This window comes from Longimicrobium sp., from assembly GCF_048594345.1.
In the GTDB taxonomy this organism is placed as follows: Bacteria; Gemmatimonadota; Gemmatimonadetes; order Longimicrobiales; family Longimicrobiaceae; genus Longimicrobium.
On sequence record NZ_JBMDXM010000254.1, the window covers coordinates 1 to 18,381 of the forward strand.

At 73.6% G+C, this 18,381-nt stretch carries 9 protein-coding genes; all 9 read right to left on the bottom strand.

The window, feature by feature from the left end:
- The coding region (locus ACOJUJ_RS27090; protein WP_420130057.1) for an amino acid adenylation domain-containing protein at positions 1–6,716 on the bottom strand (6,716 nt) is incomplete at its 3' end.
- A 439-nt stretch (positions 6,717–7,155) separates the two neighbouring features.
- On the bottom strand, positions 7,156–9,582 hold the full coding sequence (locus tag ACOJUJ_RS27095; protein ID WP_420130058.1) for an ABC transporter permease: 2,427 nt from the start codon (positions 9,580–9,582) through the stop codon (positions 7,156–7,158).
- A 235-nt stretch (positions 9,583–9,817) separates the two neighbouring features.
- On the bottom strand, positions 9,818–10,852 hold the full coding sequence (locus ACOJUJ_RS27100) for a class I SAM-dependent methyltransferase (RefSeq protein ID WP_420130059.1): 1,035 nt from the start codon (positions 10,850–10,852) through the stop codon (positions 9,818–9,820).
- A 370-nt stretch (positions 10,853–11,222) separates the two neighbouring features.
- Positions 11,223–12,287: a cysteine synthase family protein gene (locus ACOJUJ_RS27105; RefSeq protein ID WP_420130060.1), complete on the bottom strand. Its 1,065-nt coding sequence runs from the start codon at positions 12,285–12,287 to the stop codon at positions 11,223–11,225.
- Positions 12,284–13,276 (bottom strand): hypothetical protein, encoded by a 993-nt coding sequence (locus tag ACOJUJ_RS27110; RefSeq protein WP_420130061.1) that lies wholly within the window; start codon positions 13,274–13,276, stop codon positions 12,284–12,286. The genes ACOJUJ_RS27105 and ACOJUJ_RS27110 overlap by 4 nt, the downstream gene beginning before the upstream one ends.
- A 69-nt stretch (positions 13,277–13,345) precedes the next feature.
- Positions 13,346–14,347, bottom strand: coding sequence for an ornithine carbamoyltransferase (locus ACOJUJ_RS27115; RefSeq protein WP_420130062.1), 1,002 nt, complete (start codon positions 14,345–14,347; stop codon positions 13,346–13,348).
- Positions 14,348–14,665: 318 nt separating this feature from the next.
- Positions 14,666–16,444, bottom strand: a complete 1,779-nt coding sequence (locus ACOJUJ_RS27120) for an ABC transporter ATP-binding protein (protein WP_420130063.1) — start codon at positions 16,442–16,444, stop codon at positions 14,666–14,668.
- Positions 16,437–18,254, bottom strand: coding sequence for an ATP-binding cassette domain-containing protein (locus ACOJUJ_RS27125; protein ID WP_420130064.1), 1,818 nt, complete (start codon positions 18,252–18,254; stop codon positions 16,437–16,439). The genes ACOJUJ_RS27120 and ACOJUJ_RS27125 overlap by 8 nt, the downstream gene beginning before the upstream one ends.
- Complete coding sequence (locus tag ACOJUJ_RS27130) at positions 18,251–18,379, bottom strand: hypothetical protein (RefSeq protein ID WP_420130065.1); 129 nt, start codon at positions 18,377–18,379, stop codon at positions 18,251–18,253. The genes ACOJUJ_RS27125 and ACOJUJ_RS27130 overlap by 4 nt, the downstream gene beginning before the upstream one ends.
- Between the last annotated feature and the right edge of the window lie 2 nt (positions 18,380–18,381).

An 18,381-nucleotide genomic window follows, 5' to 3' on the forward strand; every position in this document is an offset into this window, starting at 1 on the left:
CAGACGCCCACCCGCACCTCCGGGCCCACGCCCAGCCGGACCAGGTGCCGCGCCAGGCGGTTCGCCCGACCGTTCAGCTCCGCGTAGGTGAGCGGCACCCCGCCCGACACCACGGCTACGGCGTCCGGCGTCCGCGCCGCCGACGTCTCGACCAGCGTGTGGATGCACGCGTCCGCGGGGTACGCCGCTTCCGTGCGGTTCCACCCCTCCACCACCGTCCGCCGCTCCTCATCCCCCAGCAGCTCCAGCCGGCTGACGGCCACGTCCACGTCCGCCGACACCTGCTCCAGCACCCGCACAAAGTGCCGCATCATCCGCTGCACCGTGCCGCGCTCGAACAGGTCCGTGCTGTACTCCACCACCCCGTGCATCCCGTCCGCCTCGGGTGAGACGGCGACGGTCAGGTCGAACTTGCTGGTATCCCGGTGTGCCTCCATCCTGCGCGCGGCCACGCCGGCAAGCCGCAGCCGCGCGGGCTCGGCGTCTTCGAGCGAGAACAGCACCTGCACCAGCGGCGCGTGGGCGCGGCTGCGCTCCGGCTGCAGCTCCGCCACCACCCGCTCGAACGGCAGCTCCTGGTGCTCCCACGCGTCCAGCGTGGCGCCGCGCACGCGGCGCAGCACCTCGCGGAACGCCGGATCGCCGGACAGGTCCGTCCGCAGCGCCAGCGTGTTGGTAAAGAAGCCGATCAGCTCCTCCACCTCGCGCCGGCCCCGGCCGGCGACCGGAGTGCCCACCACCACGTCGTCGCTGCCGCTGTACTTGGAAAGCAGCACCTGGAACGCCGCCAGCAGCACCATGAACGGCGTGGCGCCCTCGCCGCGCCCCAGCGCCCGCACGCGCTCCACCAGCTCCGCGGGGAGCGCGAACCGCTCCAGCGCGCCCCGCTGCGACTGCACCGCGGGACGCGGGTGGTCGGTGGGAAGCTCCAGCAGCGTGGGCGCGCCGCCCAGCTGCCCGGTCCAGTAGTCCAGGTGCCGCCGCAGAACGTCGCCCCGCAGGTGCGCGCGCTGCCACACGGCAAAGTCGGCGTACTGCACCGGCAGGGGCGGCAGCTGCGCGTCCGCGCCGCGTTCGTACGCCGCGTACAGCGCGGAAAGCTCGCGGAAGAGCACGCCCATGCTCCACTCGTCGGCCACGGCGTGGTGCATCATGAGCAGCAGCACGTGGTCGTCGTCCGCCAGCCGCAGCAGCGAGGGGCGAACCAGGGGGCCGCGCGCCAGGTGAAAGGGCCGGGCCGCCTCGGCCGCCGCGCGGCGCTCGATCTCGGCCTCGCGGCCGTCCGCGTCCACCGGGGAAAGGTCCTCCACGGGGAGCGTGAGCCCGTCAAAGGGCGCCACCACCTGCACCGGCACCCCGCCCTGCTCGCGGAAGACGGTCCGCAGCGCCTCGTGCCGGCGGACGACCTCGCCCAGGGCACGCTCCAGCGCCGCCGGGTTCAGCGCGCCCTCCAGCCGCAGCACCACGGCGATGGTGTACGACGGATCCTCGGGGCGCATCTCGTCCAGGAACCAGAGCCGCTCCTGGGCAAAGGAGAGCGGCGGCGGGGTGGTGCGGTCCACCGGCACCACGGGCGCCTGCCGGGGGAGCCCGGCGGCCCGCATGGCCTGCACCCGCTCCGCCTGCTGCGCCACGGTGGGCGCCTCGAACGGCACCCGCAGCGGCAGCTCCACCCCGAACGCGTCGCGCACGCGGGACACGATGCGCGTCACCAGCAGCGAGTGCCCGCCCAGCTCGAAGAAGTTGTCCTCCACGCCCACGCGGTCCCGGCGCAGCACCTGGGCCCAGATCCCCGCCAGCACCTCTTCGGCGGGGGTGCGCGGCGCCACGTAGCGGTCGCCGGACAGGGCCGGCTCCGGCGCAGGCAGCGCGCGGCGGTCCAGCTTGCCGTTGGGCGTAAGCGGCAGCGTCTCCATCGGCACAAAGACGGACGGGACCATGTGCTCCGGCAGCGCGCCGCGCAGGTACTCGCGCAGCGCTCCGGCGTCCGCGCCGCCCACGACGTACGCCACCAGCCGCGCGTCGCGGCCGGCATCCGCGCGCGCCAGCACGGCGCACCCCGCCACGTCCGGGTGGCGGCGCAGCACGGCCTCCACCTCGCCCGGCTCGATGCGGTGGCCGCGGATCTTGACCTGCGCGTCCAGCCGGCCCAGGTACTCCAGTTCGTGTGCGGGAGCGTGCGGGCGTGCGCCAGCGGCCTCGTTTCCGCCCGCATCCGCACTCACGCACTCACGCACGTCCGCACTCGTCTCCCCACGCTCCACCCAGCGCGCCCGGTCGCCCGTGCGGTACATGCGCGCACCGGGCCCGTCGGCGAACGGATCGGGGACAAAGCGCTCGGCCGTCAGCGCCGGCCGGCCCAGGTAGCCGCGCGCCACCTGCACGCCGCCGATGCACAGCTCGCCGGGCACCCCCACCGGCACCGGCTGCAGCGCCGCGTCCAGCACCGTCGCGCGCGTGTTGGGCGCCGGCGTGCCGATCGGCACGGTCGCGCGCGCCGCATCCGCGTCCCCGCACAGGTGCGTGGTGGCGTCGATGCAGCACTCGGTGGGGCCGTACAGGTTGACGACCCGGGTTTCGGGAAGGATGGCGCCGAAGCGGCGCACCAGCTCGCCCGGCAGCGCCTCGCCGCCGCAGAACAGCTGGCGCAGCGACGTGCAGGCGGCCAGCTCCGGCTCGTCCAGCACGGCGGCCAGCACGGAGGGCACCAGCTGCAGCAGGGTGATCCCCGCGTCGCGGACGGTGCGCGCCAGGTAGCCGGGGTCGCGCTCGCCGCCGTGGCGCGCCATCACCAGCGTTCCGCCGGCCAGCAGGGGCGCGTGGAACTCCCAGACGGAGGCGTCGAAGTTGATGGAGGTCTTCTGCAGCACCCGGTCGCCGGCCGACACCGCGAACGCGCGGTTGAACCACGCCATGTGGTTCACCAGCGCGCGGTGCTCCACGCCCACCCCCTTGGGCGTGCCCGTGCTTCCGGAGGTGTAGATGACGTACGCCAGGTTCCCCGGCGCCACGCCGCTCTCCAGATCGTCCGCGCGCTCGCGGCCGATCTCGCCCCACGCCTCGTCCACGGGGACGACGTGGACGCCCTCCACACCGGACCAGGCGTCGCGGAGGCGCGCCTGCGTCAGGACCACGGCGGCGCCGGAGTCGGCCAGCATGGCCGCCAGGCGGCCGGCCGGGTAGCCGGGGTCAAGCGGCACGTACGCGACGCCGGCCTTGAGCACGGCCAGGATGCAGACGGGGGTTTCCATCCCCCGCTCCAGGCAGATCCCTACCCGCGACTCGGGCCGCACGCCCAGGCCGGCCAGGTGGCGCGCCAGCTGGTTGGCGCGCGCGTTCAGCTGGCCGTAGGTGAGCGATTCGGCCTCGTGCACCAGCGCGACGGCGCCGGGCGTATCCCGGACCCGCGCCTCGAAGAGCTGGTGGATGCAGCGGTCCGCGGGGTACGCGGCCTCGGTCCGGTTCCACGCGTGCACCACGTGGTCGCGGCCGGCGTCGTCCAGCAGCGGCACCGCGCCGGCCGGCATCTCGGGCGCCCGGGCCGCCACCTGCAGCAGGTGCCGGTACTGCTGCAGCATGCGGTCGATGGTGGCGGCGTCGAACAGGTCGGCGTCGTACTCCCACAGCACCGTCAGCCCGCCCGCCTCCCAGCCGTCGCTGAACCGCGTGGCCTGCGCGCGGGGCGCCACGATGATGTTCATGTCGTACTTGGCCGAGCCGTTGCTCAGCCCTTCGACCACCGTCACCTCCAGCCCGGGGACGTCCACCTCGGGCATGCGCGCGTCGTCGAAGCTGAACGCCACCTGGTGCAGCGGGTTGTAGCTCAGGCTGCGCTCCGGCTGCAGCGACTGCACCACGCCGTCGAAGGGCAGCTCCTGCCGGGCGAACGCCTGCAGCGAGGTGGTGCGGGTCCGCGCCAGCAGCTCGGCCACGGTGGGGTCGCCTTCCAGCCCCACGCGCAGGACGATGGTGTTCACCAGCATCCCGATCAGCCCCTCCACCTCGCGGAACCGGCGGTTGGCCACGCCGGTGCCGATGCACACGTCGGCCTGTCCGCTGTAGCGGTGCATCAGCAGCGCGTACCCGGCCAGCATGACGGTAAAGAGGGTGGCGTCGTGCTCGCGCCCCAGGGTGCGCAGCGCCTCCGCCTCGGCGGCGGTGAGCTCGATGCGGCGCAGCCCGCCGCGAAAGCGCTGCACGGGCGGCCGCGGGCGGTCGGTGGGCAGCTCGATCAGCGGCGGCGCGCCCGCCAGGTAGCGGCTCCAGAACTCCAGCTGGTCGGCGGCCTCGGGGCCGCGCAGCCACGCGCGCTGCCACGCCGAGTAGTCGGCAAAGTGCAGCGCCGGCTCGGCCAGCGGCGACGGCAGCCCGTCGCGATAGGCACGGTAAAGGTTCAGCAGGTCGGCCAGGAACACGTTGAACGACCACCCGTCGTGGACGATGTGGTGCTCCACGTGCGCCATCTCCCACACGTCGTCCTCCAGCCGGATCAGGCGCCAGCGGATGAGCGGCGGCCGCGTGAGGTCGAACGGGGTTTCCAGCTCGGCGCGGATGCGGCGGTCGGCCTCGGCGCGGCGCTCGCCGGCCGGAACGTGGCGCAGGTCCTCGACGGGCAGGTGCACGCGCATGGGCGGATGCACCCGCTGGATCGGCTGGCCCCCCGACTCGGGAAACGAAGTGCGGAAGATGGCGTGCCGGCGGATGATCTCCTCCAGGCTGCGCTCCAGCACGCCCACGTCCAGATCGCCCGTGAAGCGCAGCGCGGCCTGAAACTGGTACGCCAGGCTGGTGGGCTCGAGCCGGCTCATGAAAAAGGCGCGCTCCTGCGACAGCGAGACCGGCCAGTCGCCTTCGATGGCACCGGCCCGGGGCCGCGGGGGCTCGGTGCGGGGGCGCGACGCGGTGCGCTCCACCGCCTGGGCCACGCCGGCCACGGTGGACGCCTCCAGCAGCACGGGGATGGACATCTCCACCCCCAGCGCGTGGTGCAGCCGGCTCACCACCTGCGCCGCCAGCAGCGAGTTGCCGCCCAGCCCCAGGAACGATTCGCCGCGGGATACGTTCTCCACCCGCAGCACCTCTTCCCACACGGCGGCCACGCGCGCCTCGGTTCCCTCGCGCGGCGCCTCGCCCGCGGCGCGGGCGGGGGCGGCGGGCGCGGGAAGGGCGCGGCGGTCCACCTTGCCCCCCGGCGTGACCGGAAGTGAGGCGAGGACGATCATCGCCTCGGGCACCATGTACGCGGGCAGCCGCCCGGCCAGGTGCGCGCGAAGCAGCTCCGGCGTCACCCCTTCGTCCGCCGCGGCGTACCCCACCAGCCGCGTGCGCCCGGGCGCGTCCTCGCGCAGCAGGACGGCCGCCTCGCGCACGGCGGGGTGGGTGCGCAGCACCGCCTCGACCTCCTCGGGCTCCACGCGGAACCCGCGCACCTTCACCTGCCGGTCCACGCGCCCCATGAACTCCAGCACGCCGCCCCGCAGGCGCGCGCGGTCGCCGGTGCGGTACATCCGCGCGCCGGGGGTGGCCGAGAACGCGTCGGGAACGAACACGGCGGCCGTGGCGGCCGGGCGGTCCAGGTAGCCGCGCGCGACGCCCGCACCGCCCAGGTACAGCTCGCCCGGGGCGCCGTCCGCCGCCGGCTCGCCGCGCCCGTCCAGCACGTACGCCGTCACGTTGGCCAGCGCGCGGCCCACGGGCACCGTCGAGGCGTCCGCGGGCGGGCCCTCCGCCGGCGGCGCGTAGACGGTCGCGGTGACCGTGGCTTCCGTGGGGCCGTAGGCGTTGCGGAAGGCCACCGCCTCACCCGCGATGCGGCGCCAGCTCCGCAGCACCTCGGCCGACGCCGCCTCGCTGCCCACGACCAGCAGCCGCAGGGCGTCGGGCAGCGCCGTGCCGGAGCGCTCCAGCTCGCCCACCAGCTCGTGCCAGTACGGGCTGGGAAGGTTCCACACGGTGAGCGCCCGCTCCCGCGCGAACGCCAGGAACGACGCCAGCGAGTGCATGGCCCGCTCGTCGCGGATCACCAGCGCGGCGCCACGAAGCAGGGTGGGATACACCTCCTCCAGCGCCACGTCGAACGCGGGCGAGGCGAACTGCAGCACCCGGTCACCCTCGTGCAGCCCGTACTCCTGGGCCGTGGCCAGCGCGTGGTTCGCCAGCGCGGCGTGCGGAACGACGACGCCCTTGGGCGCGCCGGTGCTGCCGGAGGTGTAGATGACGTACGCCGCGTTCTCCCCCCGCACGGCCGGCAGGGCCGCGCCGGCCGCCGCGCCGTCGTCCTCGTCCACGCACAGCGCGGTGGCGCCGGCGGGAACGCGCGCCCGCAGCGCCGCCCGCGTCACCACCACGCGCACCCCGGCGTCGCCGGCCAGGTAGGCCAGGCGGTCGTCGGGGTACGCCGGGTCCATGGGCACGAAGGCGCCGCCCGCCATCATCACCGCCAGCTGCGCGGCCACCACGTCGGGCGACCGCTCCAGCAGCACGCCCACGCGCGCCTCGGACCCGCCGGCCACGGCGGCGATGCGGCGGGCGAGCCGGTCCGCGCGCTGGTCCAGCTCGCGGTAGGTAAGCGGCACGCCCTCCTGCTCCACCGCCACGGCGTCGGGGGTGCGGGCGGCCTGCGCCTGGAACAGCCGGTGGACGCACCCGTACGGCGCGGCTTCGGCGAGGGATCGGTCGTGCGCCGGCGGGCGCGGGGCGAAACGTGCGACGGACATCGGTGTTCGTGATCGGGGTTCAGGATGCCAGCGGGCCGGCCGGACAAGTACAGGGACACTGCGTTGGATCGGGACGCCGCGGGAGCGTGGCCGGCGGCCTCGTTCACCCGGCGCCCGGGCTCCGGCGCCATCGCCGGGCCCGGCCGGGCGCGTCCGTCTGACGTTGGCGCGAGAAGCCGCGCGTTTCCGAAAGAGATCCTTCGGTCGGCGCACGGGTTTTTCTCCCGTTTCCGTGGTCGATTCTTAAACACACTCTCAGGATGACAGCAATCGTCAAACAGCGATTGTTTTTGCGGATTCGGTATCAGATCATCACCCGCGCATCCCCGCGCGCCGCAGGGGCGCGCACGGGCAGAGCCAACGGAGTGAACGTGCTCCGTTGGCCCGTGGGCGGGCAGTGTGTTCGTCGAAGATCAGTGCACCGCGGAATGCCCGCGCGTCAGTTGCCGCGCAGGGCCTGCGTGGGCTCGATGCGGGCGGCGCGGCGCGCGGGAAGCCAGCTGGCCACCACCGCCACCGACGCCAGCAGCAGCGCCGCGGCGCCAAAGGTGACCGGGTCCGCCGGACGCACCTCGAAGAGCATGCTGGCCATCAGCCGCGCCAGCAGCATCGCCGCGAACGCGCCGGCCACGATCCCCGCGGCGGTGGGCCACACCGACCGGCGCACCACCATCTGCACCACGTCGCGGGCGCGGGCGCCCAGCGCCATGCGGATGCCGATCTCCGTGGTCCGCCGCGTGACCGAGTAGGCCACCACGCCGTACAGCCCCAGCGCCGCCAGGAACACCGCCACGCTACCGAAGATGGTGAGCAGCAGGGTGAAGAAGCGGGGCTGCGCAACCGTCTCGGACAGGGCGCTCTGCAGCGTGCGCACCTCGGCGATCGGCTGCTGCGGGTCGACCGCGTGGATCGCCTGGCGCACGGCCGAGGCGGCCGCCTCCGGGTCGCCGGCGGTGCGGATGAACAGCTGCGTGCTGCGCCGCGGCGCAAGGCCGTAGGAGAAGTAGACCGCCGGCTCCGCCGCGGACGCCAGCCCCTCGTTGCGCACGTCGCCCACCACGCCGATCACGGTAAGGGGGATTCCCTGGAGCGTGACCGTCTGCCCCACCGGGTCGGCGCCACCCCAGTAGCGGCGCGCCGCCGCCTGGTTGATCATCATCACCGCCGGCGCGTCCGCCCGGTCGTCGGCGGGCTCGAACACCCGTCCGCGCACCAGGGGGATTCCCAGCGCCGTAAAGTAGCCCGAGGTCACGATCATCGTCCCCGAAGCGGGGCTCATCACGGCGTCGGGCCCGCTGCGGCCGGGAAGGGTGAACTCGTACGAATCTCCCCCGCCCCGCAGCGGCTGCGTCTTGGCCGCGCCCACCGCGACCACGCCGGGGATCTCGCCCACCCGGCGGATGAGCTCGTTGCGGTAGCCGTTGCGCTCCTCGGTGCTCTCGTACTTCTCGATCAGGTCCAGCGACGCCATCAGCACGTTCTCGGAGCGGAAGCCCGGGTCCACGTTCATCAGGCGGTAGAACGAGTTCACCAGCAGCCCCGCGCCCACCAGCAGCACCATGGCCGCGGCCGTCTGCGCCAGTACCAGCACGGCGCGGGTGGTGCCGCCGCGGCGCTCGCTGCCGCCGCGCCCGCCGTCGCGCAGCGTGTCGCTGGTGGCCCCGCGCGCCGCGCGCACCGCCGGCACCAGTCCGAACAGCACCGCCGTCCCCAGCGAGAGCAGGAGGGCGAACAGGGCCACGCGCCCGTCCACGCCCACCGCGTCGGGACGGGGGATGGTCCCCGCGCTCAGCGCCAGCAGCGCCCGCACGCCAAAGACCGCCAGCCCCAGCCCCAGCACGCCGCCCAGCAGCGCCAGCACCACGCTCTCGGTGAGCATCTGGCGCACCAGGCGTCCGCGCCCGGCGCCCAGCGCGGTGCGGATGGCGACCTCACGCTCGCGGGCCGAGGCGCGGGCCAGCAGCAGGTTGGCCAGGTTGGCGCACGCCACCAGCAGCACCAGGAACACGGTACCCAGCAGCACCAGCAGCGCCGGGCGCACCGGGCCCACGATGGCGTCGCGCAGCGTCTCGACGCGGGCGCGGCCCCATCCCTCGTTGCTTGCCGCGTGCTCCACCGCAAGGCGCCCCAGCACGGAGTTCACCGAGTTGATCGCGGCCTCGGGCGTGGTTCCCGGACGCAGACGGCCCACCACCTCCAACCACCGCAGGTCGCGCTGGCTGGGGACGTCGTCCTCGCCGATCAGAGAGATGGGGATGTACACCTCGGCCTCGCGGCCGGGAAAGGTAAAGGAGGGCGGCATCACTCCCACGACCGTGGTGGGGCGGTCCTCCAGCGTCACCGTCTTGCCCACGATCGAGGGGTCGGCGTTGTAGCGGCTGCGCCACAGCGCGTCGCTCAGCACGGCCACGCGGTCGTTGCCGGGCACGTTCTCTTCCGGGCGCAGGGTGCGGCCGATGGCGGCGTTCACCCCCAGGAGCGGAAAGAACTCCTTGGACACCGACGCCCCCTGCACCACGGCCGGCTCGCCGCCGTCGCCCGCCAGGTTCAGCGCCGTCTCGCCGGGCTCGTGGATGTACGCGGCCAGCGACTCGAAGCCGTTGGCGCCCGCGCGCAGGTCTTCCAGGTCCTGGGGGCTGAACGGCCCGCCCTCCGCGGCCTTTTCGGGGTGCACGTGGTGCAGCCGCACCAGCTGGTCGGGCTCGCGGAACGGAAGCGGGCGCAGCAGCACGCCGTTCACGACGCTGAAGATGGCGGTGTTCAGCCCGATCCCCAGCGCAAGGGTGAGCACCGCCACCAGCGTAAAGCCGGGGGTGCGGCTCAGCATGCGAAGGCCGTAGCGAAGGTCCTGAAGCAGCGTGTCCATCAGTTTTCCCAGGGTAGAACGGGGTGCGGTGGGAGGGCCGGAGCACCCCACGGTAGTACGGACTGCGGCACCGCGTCAAAGCGAGGCGCGTGCCGGTCGTCCATCCGATTCAAGTCAAATTTCTGCAACCACTTGCCCGCATCGTCTTGCCGCCGCCCTTGCGCGCCTGTCCGGTCCCGGGACCCACTCCGTCCCACATCCGGACACTTTCACGCTCAATGGCGCCGGCCGGCCGCTAGACGCGGAAGATGCGCGGGTCGGGCTCCGGCAGATCGCCGGTGGTCACGGCGTTCCCCGCCACCCGCGGCGACAGCCGCCCCAGCGAGTCGCCGCGCCCCGCGACCAGGGTAAAGCCGGTGGGCCGGGTCATCAGCTCGGCGATCCGGAGGCGCTCCATGCGGGGAAGCGTCTCAAAGCGGCCGCGCAGCTCGCCGGCGGGAAACAGGTCCTCGGTGCGCAGGCAAAAGTCGCGGCCTTCCTCCTCCACCCCGCCCAGGTCCATCAGCTTCATGTCGTCGACGGTGTTCAGCCCGTTGACGGCCACCCACGCCATCCCGCTCTCGCGGAACATGGACATCGCCTCGCCAAAGCGGTACGCGTGGACGATGGGATGCATGTACGCGTCGGCGTCGGCCGAAAGTCGGCCGCGGCGCGACTCCGCCTGGGCCGCGTTCACTCCCTGGCCGTAGCGGCCCGCGCCCAGCCGCAGGTCCAGCTGCTCCATCAGCCGCTGCCCCAGCGCCAGGTCCGCGCGGTCGTCGCCCCACAGGGTGAGCAGCAGCTCGCGCCCCAGCAGCCGGTCCAGCTCGCCGAAGGGGTGGTAGAGCCAGATGCAGATCACGCCGTCCGGGGACAGGTGGCGGCAGAGGTTGTGCAGCCCGCGCCGCGGGTCCTCCAGGTGATGCACCACGCCGGTGGAGATGATGAAGTCGAACGTCTCGCCCATCTCCAGCTGCATGATGTCGCCGTGGCTGAACGAGGCGTTGCGGACCCCGTGGCGCGAGGCCAGCTCGCGGGCCACGTGCAGCGAGGCGTCTACCGCGTCGATCCCCTGCACCCGCGCGCCGGGGTAGCGCTGCGCGAACCCCACCGCGCGCTGCGCCGTGCCGCACCCGGCGTCCAGCACCGACCGCCCCTCCAGCGCGTCCCCAGGGCACAGCAGCGAGAACAGGTTGGCGATGTCGTACGCCAGCCCCCCGCCCACCACCGGACTGGGATAGGGGTAGCGCGAGTACATGGTGATGACGTCCTGCGTACTGACCGCTGGCATGCGACGACTCCGTTCAAGCGTAAGCGCGGCGGCGTGCGTGCCGCCCCGGCGAAAGGATGGACCCGCGCCCCGACGGCCGGGCGGCACAGATCCGGATGTGTGGGCCGTCAGCCGGCCGCAGCCGCGGCCGGAACTGTCCGCGCGCAGGCGAAGGGCGCGGCGTCCCACGCGGGCGCCTCCTCCGCGGCACCGGCGCAGGCGGCCACGAGGCCGATCCCCTCGCGAACGTCGCCCTCGTTGGTCGGCGTGTCGCCCGGGGCGCTTCAGAGCGACTCGTCCACCACGCCGGCCGCCGCGTGCACGAACAGCCCTCCCGTTCCGCGGGTGTTGCTTTCCACGAACAGCACCGCGCCGGGCTCCGTGCGAACGGTCACGCCCCCACCAGCTCGGCGTGCGCCTCGTATGCGCCCATGACCTCGCCGTAGGCGCGGCGGCCCCAGCGGTAGAACGCCCAGGGGTCGTCGCCGTCGTGGGGCTGGTCCCACTCCACCGGCCCGTGGGGAAGCACGTCAAGCCGCGCTCCGTTCGCCTTCAGCCACGCGTCGTCATAGACGGTGTCCTGATAGCGGTAGCCCTCGTCCGGAAGGATGACGGCGCCCAGCTGGTCGGGGTTCTGGCGCGCCCACCAGTCGGCCACCAGGTACGCCGCGCCGCTGGTGGGTCCCACGAAGAGCGCGTGGTTGCGGTGCAGCTCGCGGGTGGCCAGGAACGCCTGGGCCGCGCCCACCCAGTGCACCAGGTCAAAGGCCGTGTGGTCCACGTTGCGGGGCATCAGGCTGTTGCCCAGCCCGCGCAGCAGCCGCCCGCTCCCCGCGTCGCTCTGCCCGAAGATCACGCTGCGGTGCGTGTCGACCCCGATCACCCGCAGCTCGTCGAACAGCAGGCGCAGGTACGACGAGGTGCCGCAGACGGAGCCCCCGGAGCCCACCGAGCCGATCAGGCAGTCCACGCCCCCCGTGGCGTGCGCCAGCAGCTCGGCCACCGGGGCGTAGCTGCCGGGGTTGTGCGGGTTGGTGTACTGGCGTGGGCAAAAGCTTCCGGGGTTGTCGGCGAGCACCCGCTCCAGCACCTCCAGCCGCGCCCCCTGGTATCCCCCGGAGGCGCCCGTTTTTTCCACGATGTGCACCGTGGCGCCCAAGTCCTCCAGCCGGCGCTTGAGGGGCGCGTCGATGGCGGGGTCGCTCACCAGGAACAGGGGGTGCCCCTGCAGCCGGGCCACCATGGCCAGCGCCAGCCCGAAGGTGCCGCTGGTGGTCTCGGCGATGAGCCCGCCCGGCTGCAGCGAGCCGTCCTCCAGCGCCTTGCGCACGATGTAGCGGGCGGGGAGCAGCTTCATCAACGGAAACGAAAGCCCCACCAGGTTGGGGCGCAGCCACACCACACGGGGAAGCGCCAGGGCGTCCACCACGTTGGCGTTGATCAGGGTACCGCTCACGAGACAGGCTCCGGCTGTGCGAGGTGGTGAGTCGAGAACTGCCAGCTGTCCAGGCCCAGGCGGCCCAGCGCCGTCCGTGCCCGTTCCATTCGGTCGGCGGCCGGGCGCCCGGGCTCGTACAGCAGCCCGGCCACGGTGCCGCTGTGCGCCACCTGCACCCCCAGCGCGTCCGTGTCGCGCATGACGGCGAGCAGCTGCGGCAGGTGGTGCTTGGGGCGGTGGCGCTGGTTGATGAGGGCGCTGGCGGTAGCCGCGCGCCCCAGCAGCGCGGGGTCCTGCCGGTCCACCGCCCGGCGCAGCAGTCCCAGGATGGGCTGAAACGCCTCGACCTCCCACGCCGAGTAGGGGATGGGGGGAAGCGACAGCGTCTCCACGCCTCCCCCTTCGGTGTTCACGCCCAGCACCCGCACGGGGGGAAGCGGCCCGCCCAGGTCCAGCAGCACGCCGCCGCGCCGCTGGGCAAAGAGGACGGCGCGCTCGGGGCCGTACATCAGCGAGTCGGACGCCGTTTCGGCCGCCACCGCCAGCCGCGCGATCCACGCGGGCTCCAGCACCACGCCAAAAGCGTCGGCCACGGCGCGGATGGTGGACAGCACGTCGGTGGTGGACGACCCGCACCCCCATCGCAGCGGCACGTTGCCCTCGAGGGACAGGGCGCCGCCCCAGCGGGTGTACCCCAGCGCGTCCAGGGTAAGGCGCGCCGCCAGCCGCGCCCGCGGGCGGCCGCCCGGCTGCACCGTGAGCGGGGCGGAGCGCAGGGGGCGAAAGCGCGCCGTGGCGCGGAACAGGGTGCAGGGGAGCGTCACCAGGCCGTGCTCCAGCGTGCCGTCGCTGGAGTAGAAGACGCCCTGTACGATCTCGCCGTGATGTCCGTGCACCTGGCCCGTGCCCGCCGCGCGCGGCGCGGCCGGCGGCGGGTACAGCGCCGGGGCGGGCGCATGCGCGCGCTCGCCGGTGCCGGTCCGGGCTTCCATGAGGGGTGCGGCCATGGTGATCATCATCGCCAAACGTGTAGGCGGGGGTCGCCGCCGGCCCCCGGAAGGGGGGCCGGCCGGGCTTCAGTCCTGGTCCTGCACGCCGGCGCCGCACCATTCCATCACGGCCATGGCGCTCCACATCTTGTACTGCGCCTGCACCCACGCCAGGCTGCGGGGCCCGTCCAGCACCTCGTCGTCCACGTCCTCGTTGCGCACCGCGGGAAGGTCGTGCATGAACACGGCGCCCTCGTTCCCCACCCGGTCCATCAGCGCCCGCGTCACGCGGAAGGGGTGGAAGTGCGACTTCCACTCGGGGTCGGCCTTGCTGACGCCCATCTCCTGCCAGCGGCTGGTGTAGACCACGTCGTAGCCCGGCTGCACCGCGTCCAGGTCGTGCGTCTCCTCGATCGTGGCCCCGTGCACCGCGGCCAGCGACTGCGCCGTGGCCAGCACCTGGGCATCCAGCCCGTAGCCGGCCGGCGTGGCCAGGGTAAGCCGCATCCCCTCGATGCGGCTCATGGCCAGCGCCAGCGCGGCGGCGGACTTGTTTCCCTCGCCGCAGTACAGCACGGAGAGCCCCTTCAGGCGGCCGAAGTGCTCCAGCATGCTGGACAGGTCGGTGAGCGCCTGCGTGGGGTGCTCGTCGCTGCTGAGCGCGTTCACCACCGACATGGAGGGGTAGGCGGCAAAGCCCTGCATCTCTTCCACGCTCTCGTTGGTGCGCATCACCAGCACGTCCAGGTAGCCGGCCAGGGTGCGCGCCGTGTCGCCCAGCGACTCGCCCGTGTTGGTCTGCAGCTCGTTGGGGCCAAAGTAGACGACCGTGGCGCCCAGGCGGCCGGCACCCACCAGAAAGCCGCTGCGCGTCCGCGTGGACGTCTTGCGGAAGTACACGCCCACGGTGCGTCCCCGGAGTGTCTGCGGGGCGGTGGGGGCGTGCTTGAGCGCGACGCCGCGGCGGGCCAGGTACAGCACCTCGTCCGGCGTGAGGTCCAGGATGGAAAGGACGTGGCGGCGCACCGTTCCCGGCTCGCTGCACGCGACGGCGGGGATGGGGAGCACGGCGGATTCGATCATGGTCATGCGAGCATCTCTCGGGCGTGGTCCGCGCCCCGGGGCGCGGAGGTGAGTTCGTTCAAGGTGGCCCGGGGCGCCGGCGCCGGCGCCGCCCCAGGCCAGGAGCGGATGAGGGCGTCCGCCGGCGCCTTGCTGCTTGCCGCTCCGGCCCTGGCTGGCGCCGGGCCGAGCAGGACAGGCGGTTCGCGGGTCCACGGGACCGCGCGCGGCCGTATCATCCGGGGCGGATCAGCCGCCGCGGTCCGCTTCGGACGTACACCGGGGTGGGCGCGGGATCAAGAGCCCTTCCGTCCGGCGCCCGCGGGGTCCGCGGCCGTGGACGCGTTACGCGTAACTGCGCGCCTGCATCAGGTACAGCTCGGCGTACAGGCCGTCGTTCAGCAGCAGGTCCTCGTGGCCGCCCAGCTCCGCCACGGTGCCGCGGTCGATCACCAGGATCAGGTCGGCCGACCGCACGGTGCTGAAGCGGTGCGTCACCAGCAGCGTCACGGCGCCGCGGGCCGCGCCGGAGCGGGCCTCGTGCACGTAGCGCTCGAACAGCGCGTGCTCGGTGGGGGCGTCCAGGCTGGCGGTGGGCTCGTCGAAGATCACCACCAGCGGGTCGCGGCGCATGAGCGCGCGCCCCAGGGCCAGCTTTTGCCACTGGCCGGTGGAAAGGTCCACGCCCCCCTCCCACCGCGCGCCCAGCTGCGCGTCCAGCCCGCCGGGAAGCTTCTGCAAGACGTCGCCCGCGCCGGCACGGTCCAGGGCGCCGCGCACGGCGCCGCGGTCGTCCAGCCGCGGCAGGTCTCCCACGCCCACGGCGTGCTGCGCGGTGAACTCGAAGCGGGCAAAGTCCTGAAAGGCGGCCGACAGCCGCTCGCGCCACGCCTCCACGCCGATCTCGGCCAGGTCGGTCCCGTCCACCAGGATGCGTCCCTCGGTGGGCTCGTACATCCGGCAGAGCAGCTTGACCACCGTGGTCTTGCCCGCGCCGTTCTCGCCCACCAGCGCCACGACGGCGCCGGCGGGAATGCGGAACGACACGTCGCGCAGCGCCCACCGCTCCGTCCCGGGGTAGCGGAACGACACGCGGTCAAAGACGATCTCCCCCGTGAGCCGCGCGGGCGCCGGGCGGGTGCCGCCGCGGCCGGCGGCGCCGCGCGCGTAGTCCTGCAGCCAGAGCAGCCGCCCGGCGGCGCGCAGCGACTCGCCCATGCGCGCCACGCGGCTGATGGGGTACATCACCGCACCCTGGACCTGCTGGGCCAGGTACACCACCATCACCACCTCGCCCGCGGTGGCGCGGCCCTGTCCGGCGCGCCAGAGCATGAGCCCCACCGCGCCCACGTAGCCGGCCATGAACAGCAGCTCGCCGGCGCTGTTCACCCAGGCGGCGCGGCGGTCCACGGCCAGCATGCCGTCCCACGCCTCATCCCAGGCCTGGCGAAAGCGGGCCAGGATCTCCCCCTGCAGCCCGAACACCCGCAGTTCCATTCCGGCGTTGCGGTCCACCGTGAGCGTCCGCAGGTGCCGGGCGCGGCGGGTAGGCGCGGCAAAGCGGTCTTCGGCGTCGCGGTACCACCGCTGCTGCAACGCGCGAAGGGGGAGCATGGGCAGGGCAAAGGGCACCAGCAGCAGCAGCCAGGGGGTCGCCAGGGCCAGCGCCGCAAGGGTGCCCAGCCCCGCCACCACCGCGTTGGCGGCGTTGATCAGGTGACTGAGCGACTTGCCCAGCACCCCCTGCTTCTGCCGCAGCAGTTCCAGGCGGTCCTGGATGTCGGGGCGCTCGTGGTGCTCCACCCCCGGGAGCTCGGCCAACAGCCGCGCGATCTCGCGATCAAAGGCGAACCCCACCCGCTCGGTGAGTCCGATGCGGATCCAGCTGCCACTCCAGATCCCCATGAACCAGAGCACGCGGGTGGCGGTGATCCCCCCGGCGCCGATGGCCAGCAGCCGCAGGTCACCGCTGGCGGCGCCGTCGGCCATCAGCTTGAGGCACCAGGCAAAGAGGGGAAACCGGAGCATTCCCACCGGCTCCAGCAGCAGCCCCAGCGAGCGCCACCGGTCCGTCCGCCACGCCATGCGGATCAGCAGGGCGATGGCGCGCCAGCGCTCACCCATGCTCCACCTCCCCGGCACCGGCGGAGGCCTCGGCAAAGCGCTCGGCCTGCAGGGTGTACATCTCGGCGTAGCGTCCGCCCAGGGCCATCAGCTCGTCGTGGCTGCCGTCCTCCGCCACGCGTCCGCCGGCCACCACCACGATGCGGTCGGCGCGGCGCACGCTGGACAGCCGGTGCGACACCAGGATGGTGGTCACGTCCTTCGTACGCTCCAGCAGCCGCTCGAACAGCTCCGTCTCGGCGCGCACGTCCAGGCTGGCGGTGGGCTCGTCCAGGATCAGCAGCCCCGCCCCGCCGCGCACGGCGGCCAGCGCCCGGGCCAGGGCAATGCGCTGCCACTGCCCGCCGGACAGGTCCACACCCCCCTCGAACTCGCGGGAAAGCACCGTGTCCCACCCGTTCGGCAGCCGCTCCAGCAGCGCCTCGGCGCCGGCGTCGGCCAGCGCGGCGTCCAGGGCCGCCGCGTCGTCCATACGGGCCAGGTGCCCAAACCCCACGTTTTCGCGCAGGGGCAGCCGGTAGCGCACGAAGTCCTGAAAGATGACGGCAATGCGTCCCCGCGCCCGCTGCGGCGGCGTGCCGTCTACGACGACCCGTCCCCCCTGCGGCTCGTACAGCCCGCACAGGAGCTTGATGAGCGTGCTTTTGCCCGCCCCGTTCTCGCCCACGATGGCCAGCGACTGCCCCGCGGGGATCTCCAGGTCCAGCCCCGCCAGGGTGGGGATCTCGCGCCCGCGGTAGGTAAAGCGCACACCCTCCAGCTTTACCGCCACCGCCTTTCCCGCGCCCGCCGGCTCGCCGTCGCCGACGGGGGCGGCGGGGGGGAGGGGAAAGCGGTCGCGCAGGGTGGTCACCCGCTCGGCCAGGCGCAGCGCCTGCGCGGTCCAGTTCTGCGAGTCGCCCAGCAGCCCCAGGTCGGAGTTGGCGAGCACCGCCTGCACGAAGACGAAGAGCGCGGCCAGTTCAACCTCGCCGCGGCTGACGGCCAGGCCCAGGGCGCCCAGCACCAGCGCGTGCGACACGCCCAGGGCCACGATGGCGACGCCGTTGAGCCTCCGGTCGGCCTTGCGGCTGCGCCACAGCACGCTCAGCGCCTCGACCCAGGCGTCGCCGTACTGCTGCACGCTCCACCCGGCCAGGCCAAAGATGCGCAGCTCCTTGGCGGCGGCGGGATCCACGGCCAGCGAGCGCAGGTAGTCGGCGCGGCGCAGAGGGGCGGAGACGGGGCCCCGCTCGATCTTGTTGAGGTAGATGCGGTTGGTGATCTGCCAGGCGAGCGCCAGCACCAGCGGCGCCCACCAGGCAAAGGCCAGCAGCACGGCAAAGGCGCCGATCCCCCGCAGCCGGCTGGTGAGCACCCCGTACAGGTGCGTCACCGGCCGCTGCAGCACGTCGAATCGCTCGGCGTCGCGCACCGCCTCCAGTTCGTCGGCGAACGCGGGGTCCTCCAGCGTAGCCACACCCGGCGTTTCCAGCGTGACGCGGGCCACGGTGTAGTGCACCTCCAAGGCAAACGCGGCGTCCAGCACGGCCGCCTGCTGCCCCAGCAGGGCGCCGCCCACGGCCAACGCGGCGGAGCCCAGCGCCACCGCGGCCATAGCCAGGAGCGCGGAGGTTCCGGCGGCGCCGGACAGCCCGTGCTCCACCACGCCGGGAATGGCCCGGATCAGGGCGCCCGTGGCCAGGATGACGCCCGTGGGAAGGAGTCCCGCCACCAGGACGAGGATCCCGAAAACGGTCGTCCGCGCGGGGGCGGCCTTCCAGAGCAGACCGAGGTACGCGCGCCAGCGTGAGAGGGAGACGGAGGTCACGAAGCCGCCTCCTCGCCCGCCGCACGGCGGGCGCCCGCCGCGGCGGCCCCCGGCCGGGTCCGCGTTTCCTCGCCGCCGCACGGGCGCTCCGGGTACGCCGGCGCGGCGATGTCCCGCATAGTCATGC

Excerpts from the sequence above, each read along its gene's own strand:
- ACOJUJ_RS27120 (WP_420130063.1), bottom strand. The coding sequence starts at position 16,444 with ATGGGTGAGCGCTGGCGCGCCATCGCCCTGCTGATCCGCATGGCGTGG.
- ACOJUJ_RS27110 (WP_420130061.1), bottom strand. The coding sequence starts at position 13,276 with ATGGCCGCACCCCTCATGGAAGCCCGGACCGGCACCGGCGAGCGCGCG.
- ACOJUJ_RS27095 (WP_420130058.1), bottom strand. The coding sequence starts at position 9,582 with ATGGACACGCTGCTTCAGGACCTTCGCTACGGCCTTCGCATGCTGAGC.
- ACOJUJ_RS27100 (WP_420130059.1), bottom strand. The coding sequence starts at position 10,852 with ATGCCAGCGGTCAGTACGCAGGACGTCATCACCATGTACTCGCGCTAC.
- ACOJUJ_RS27115 (WP_420130062.1), bottom strand. The coding sequence starts at position 14,347 with ATGACCATGATCGAATCCGCCGTGCTCCCCATCCCCGCCGTCGCGTGC.
- ACOJUJ_RS27130 (WP_420130065.1), bottom strand. The coding sequence starts at position 18,379 with ATGACTATGCGGGACATCGCCGCGCCGGCGTACCCGGAGCGCCCGTGC.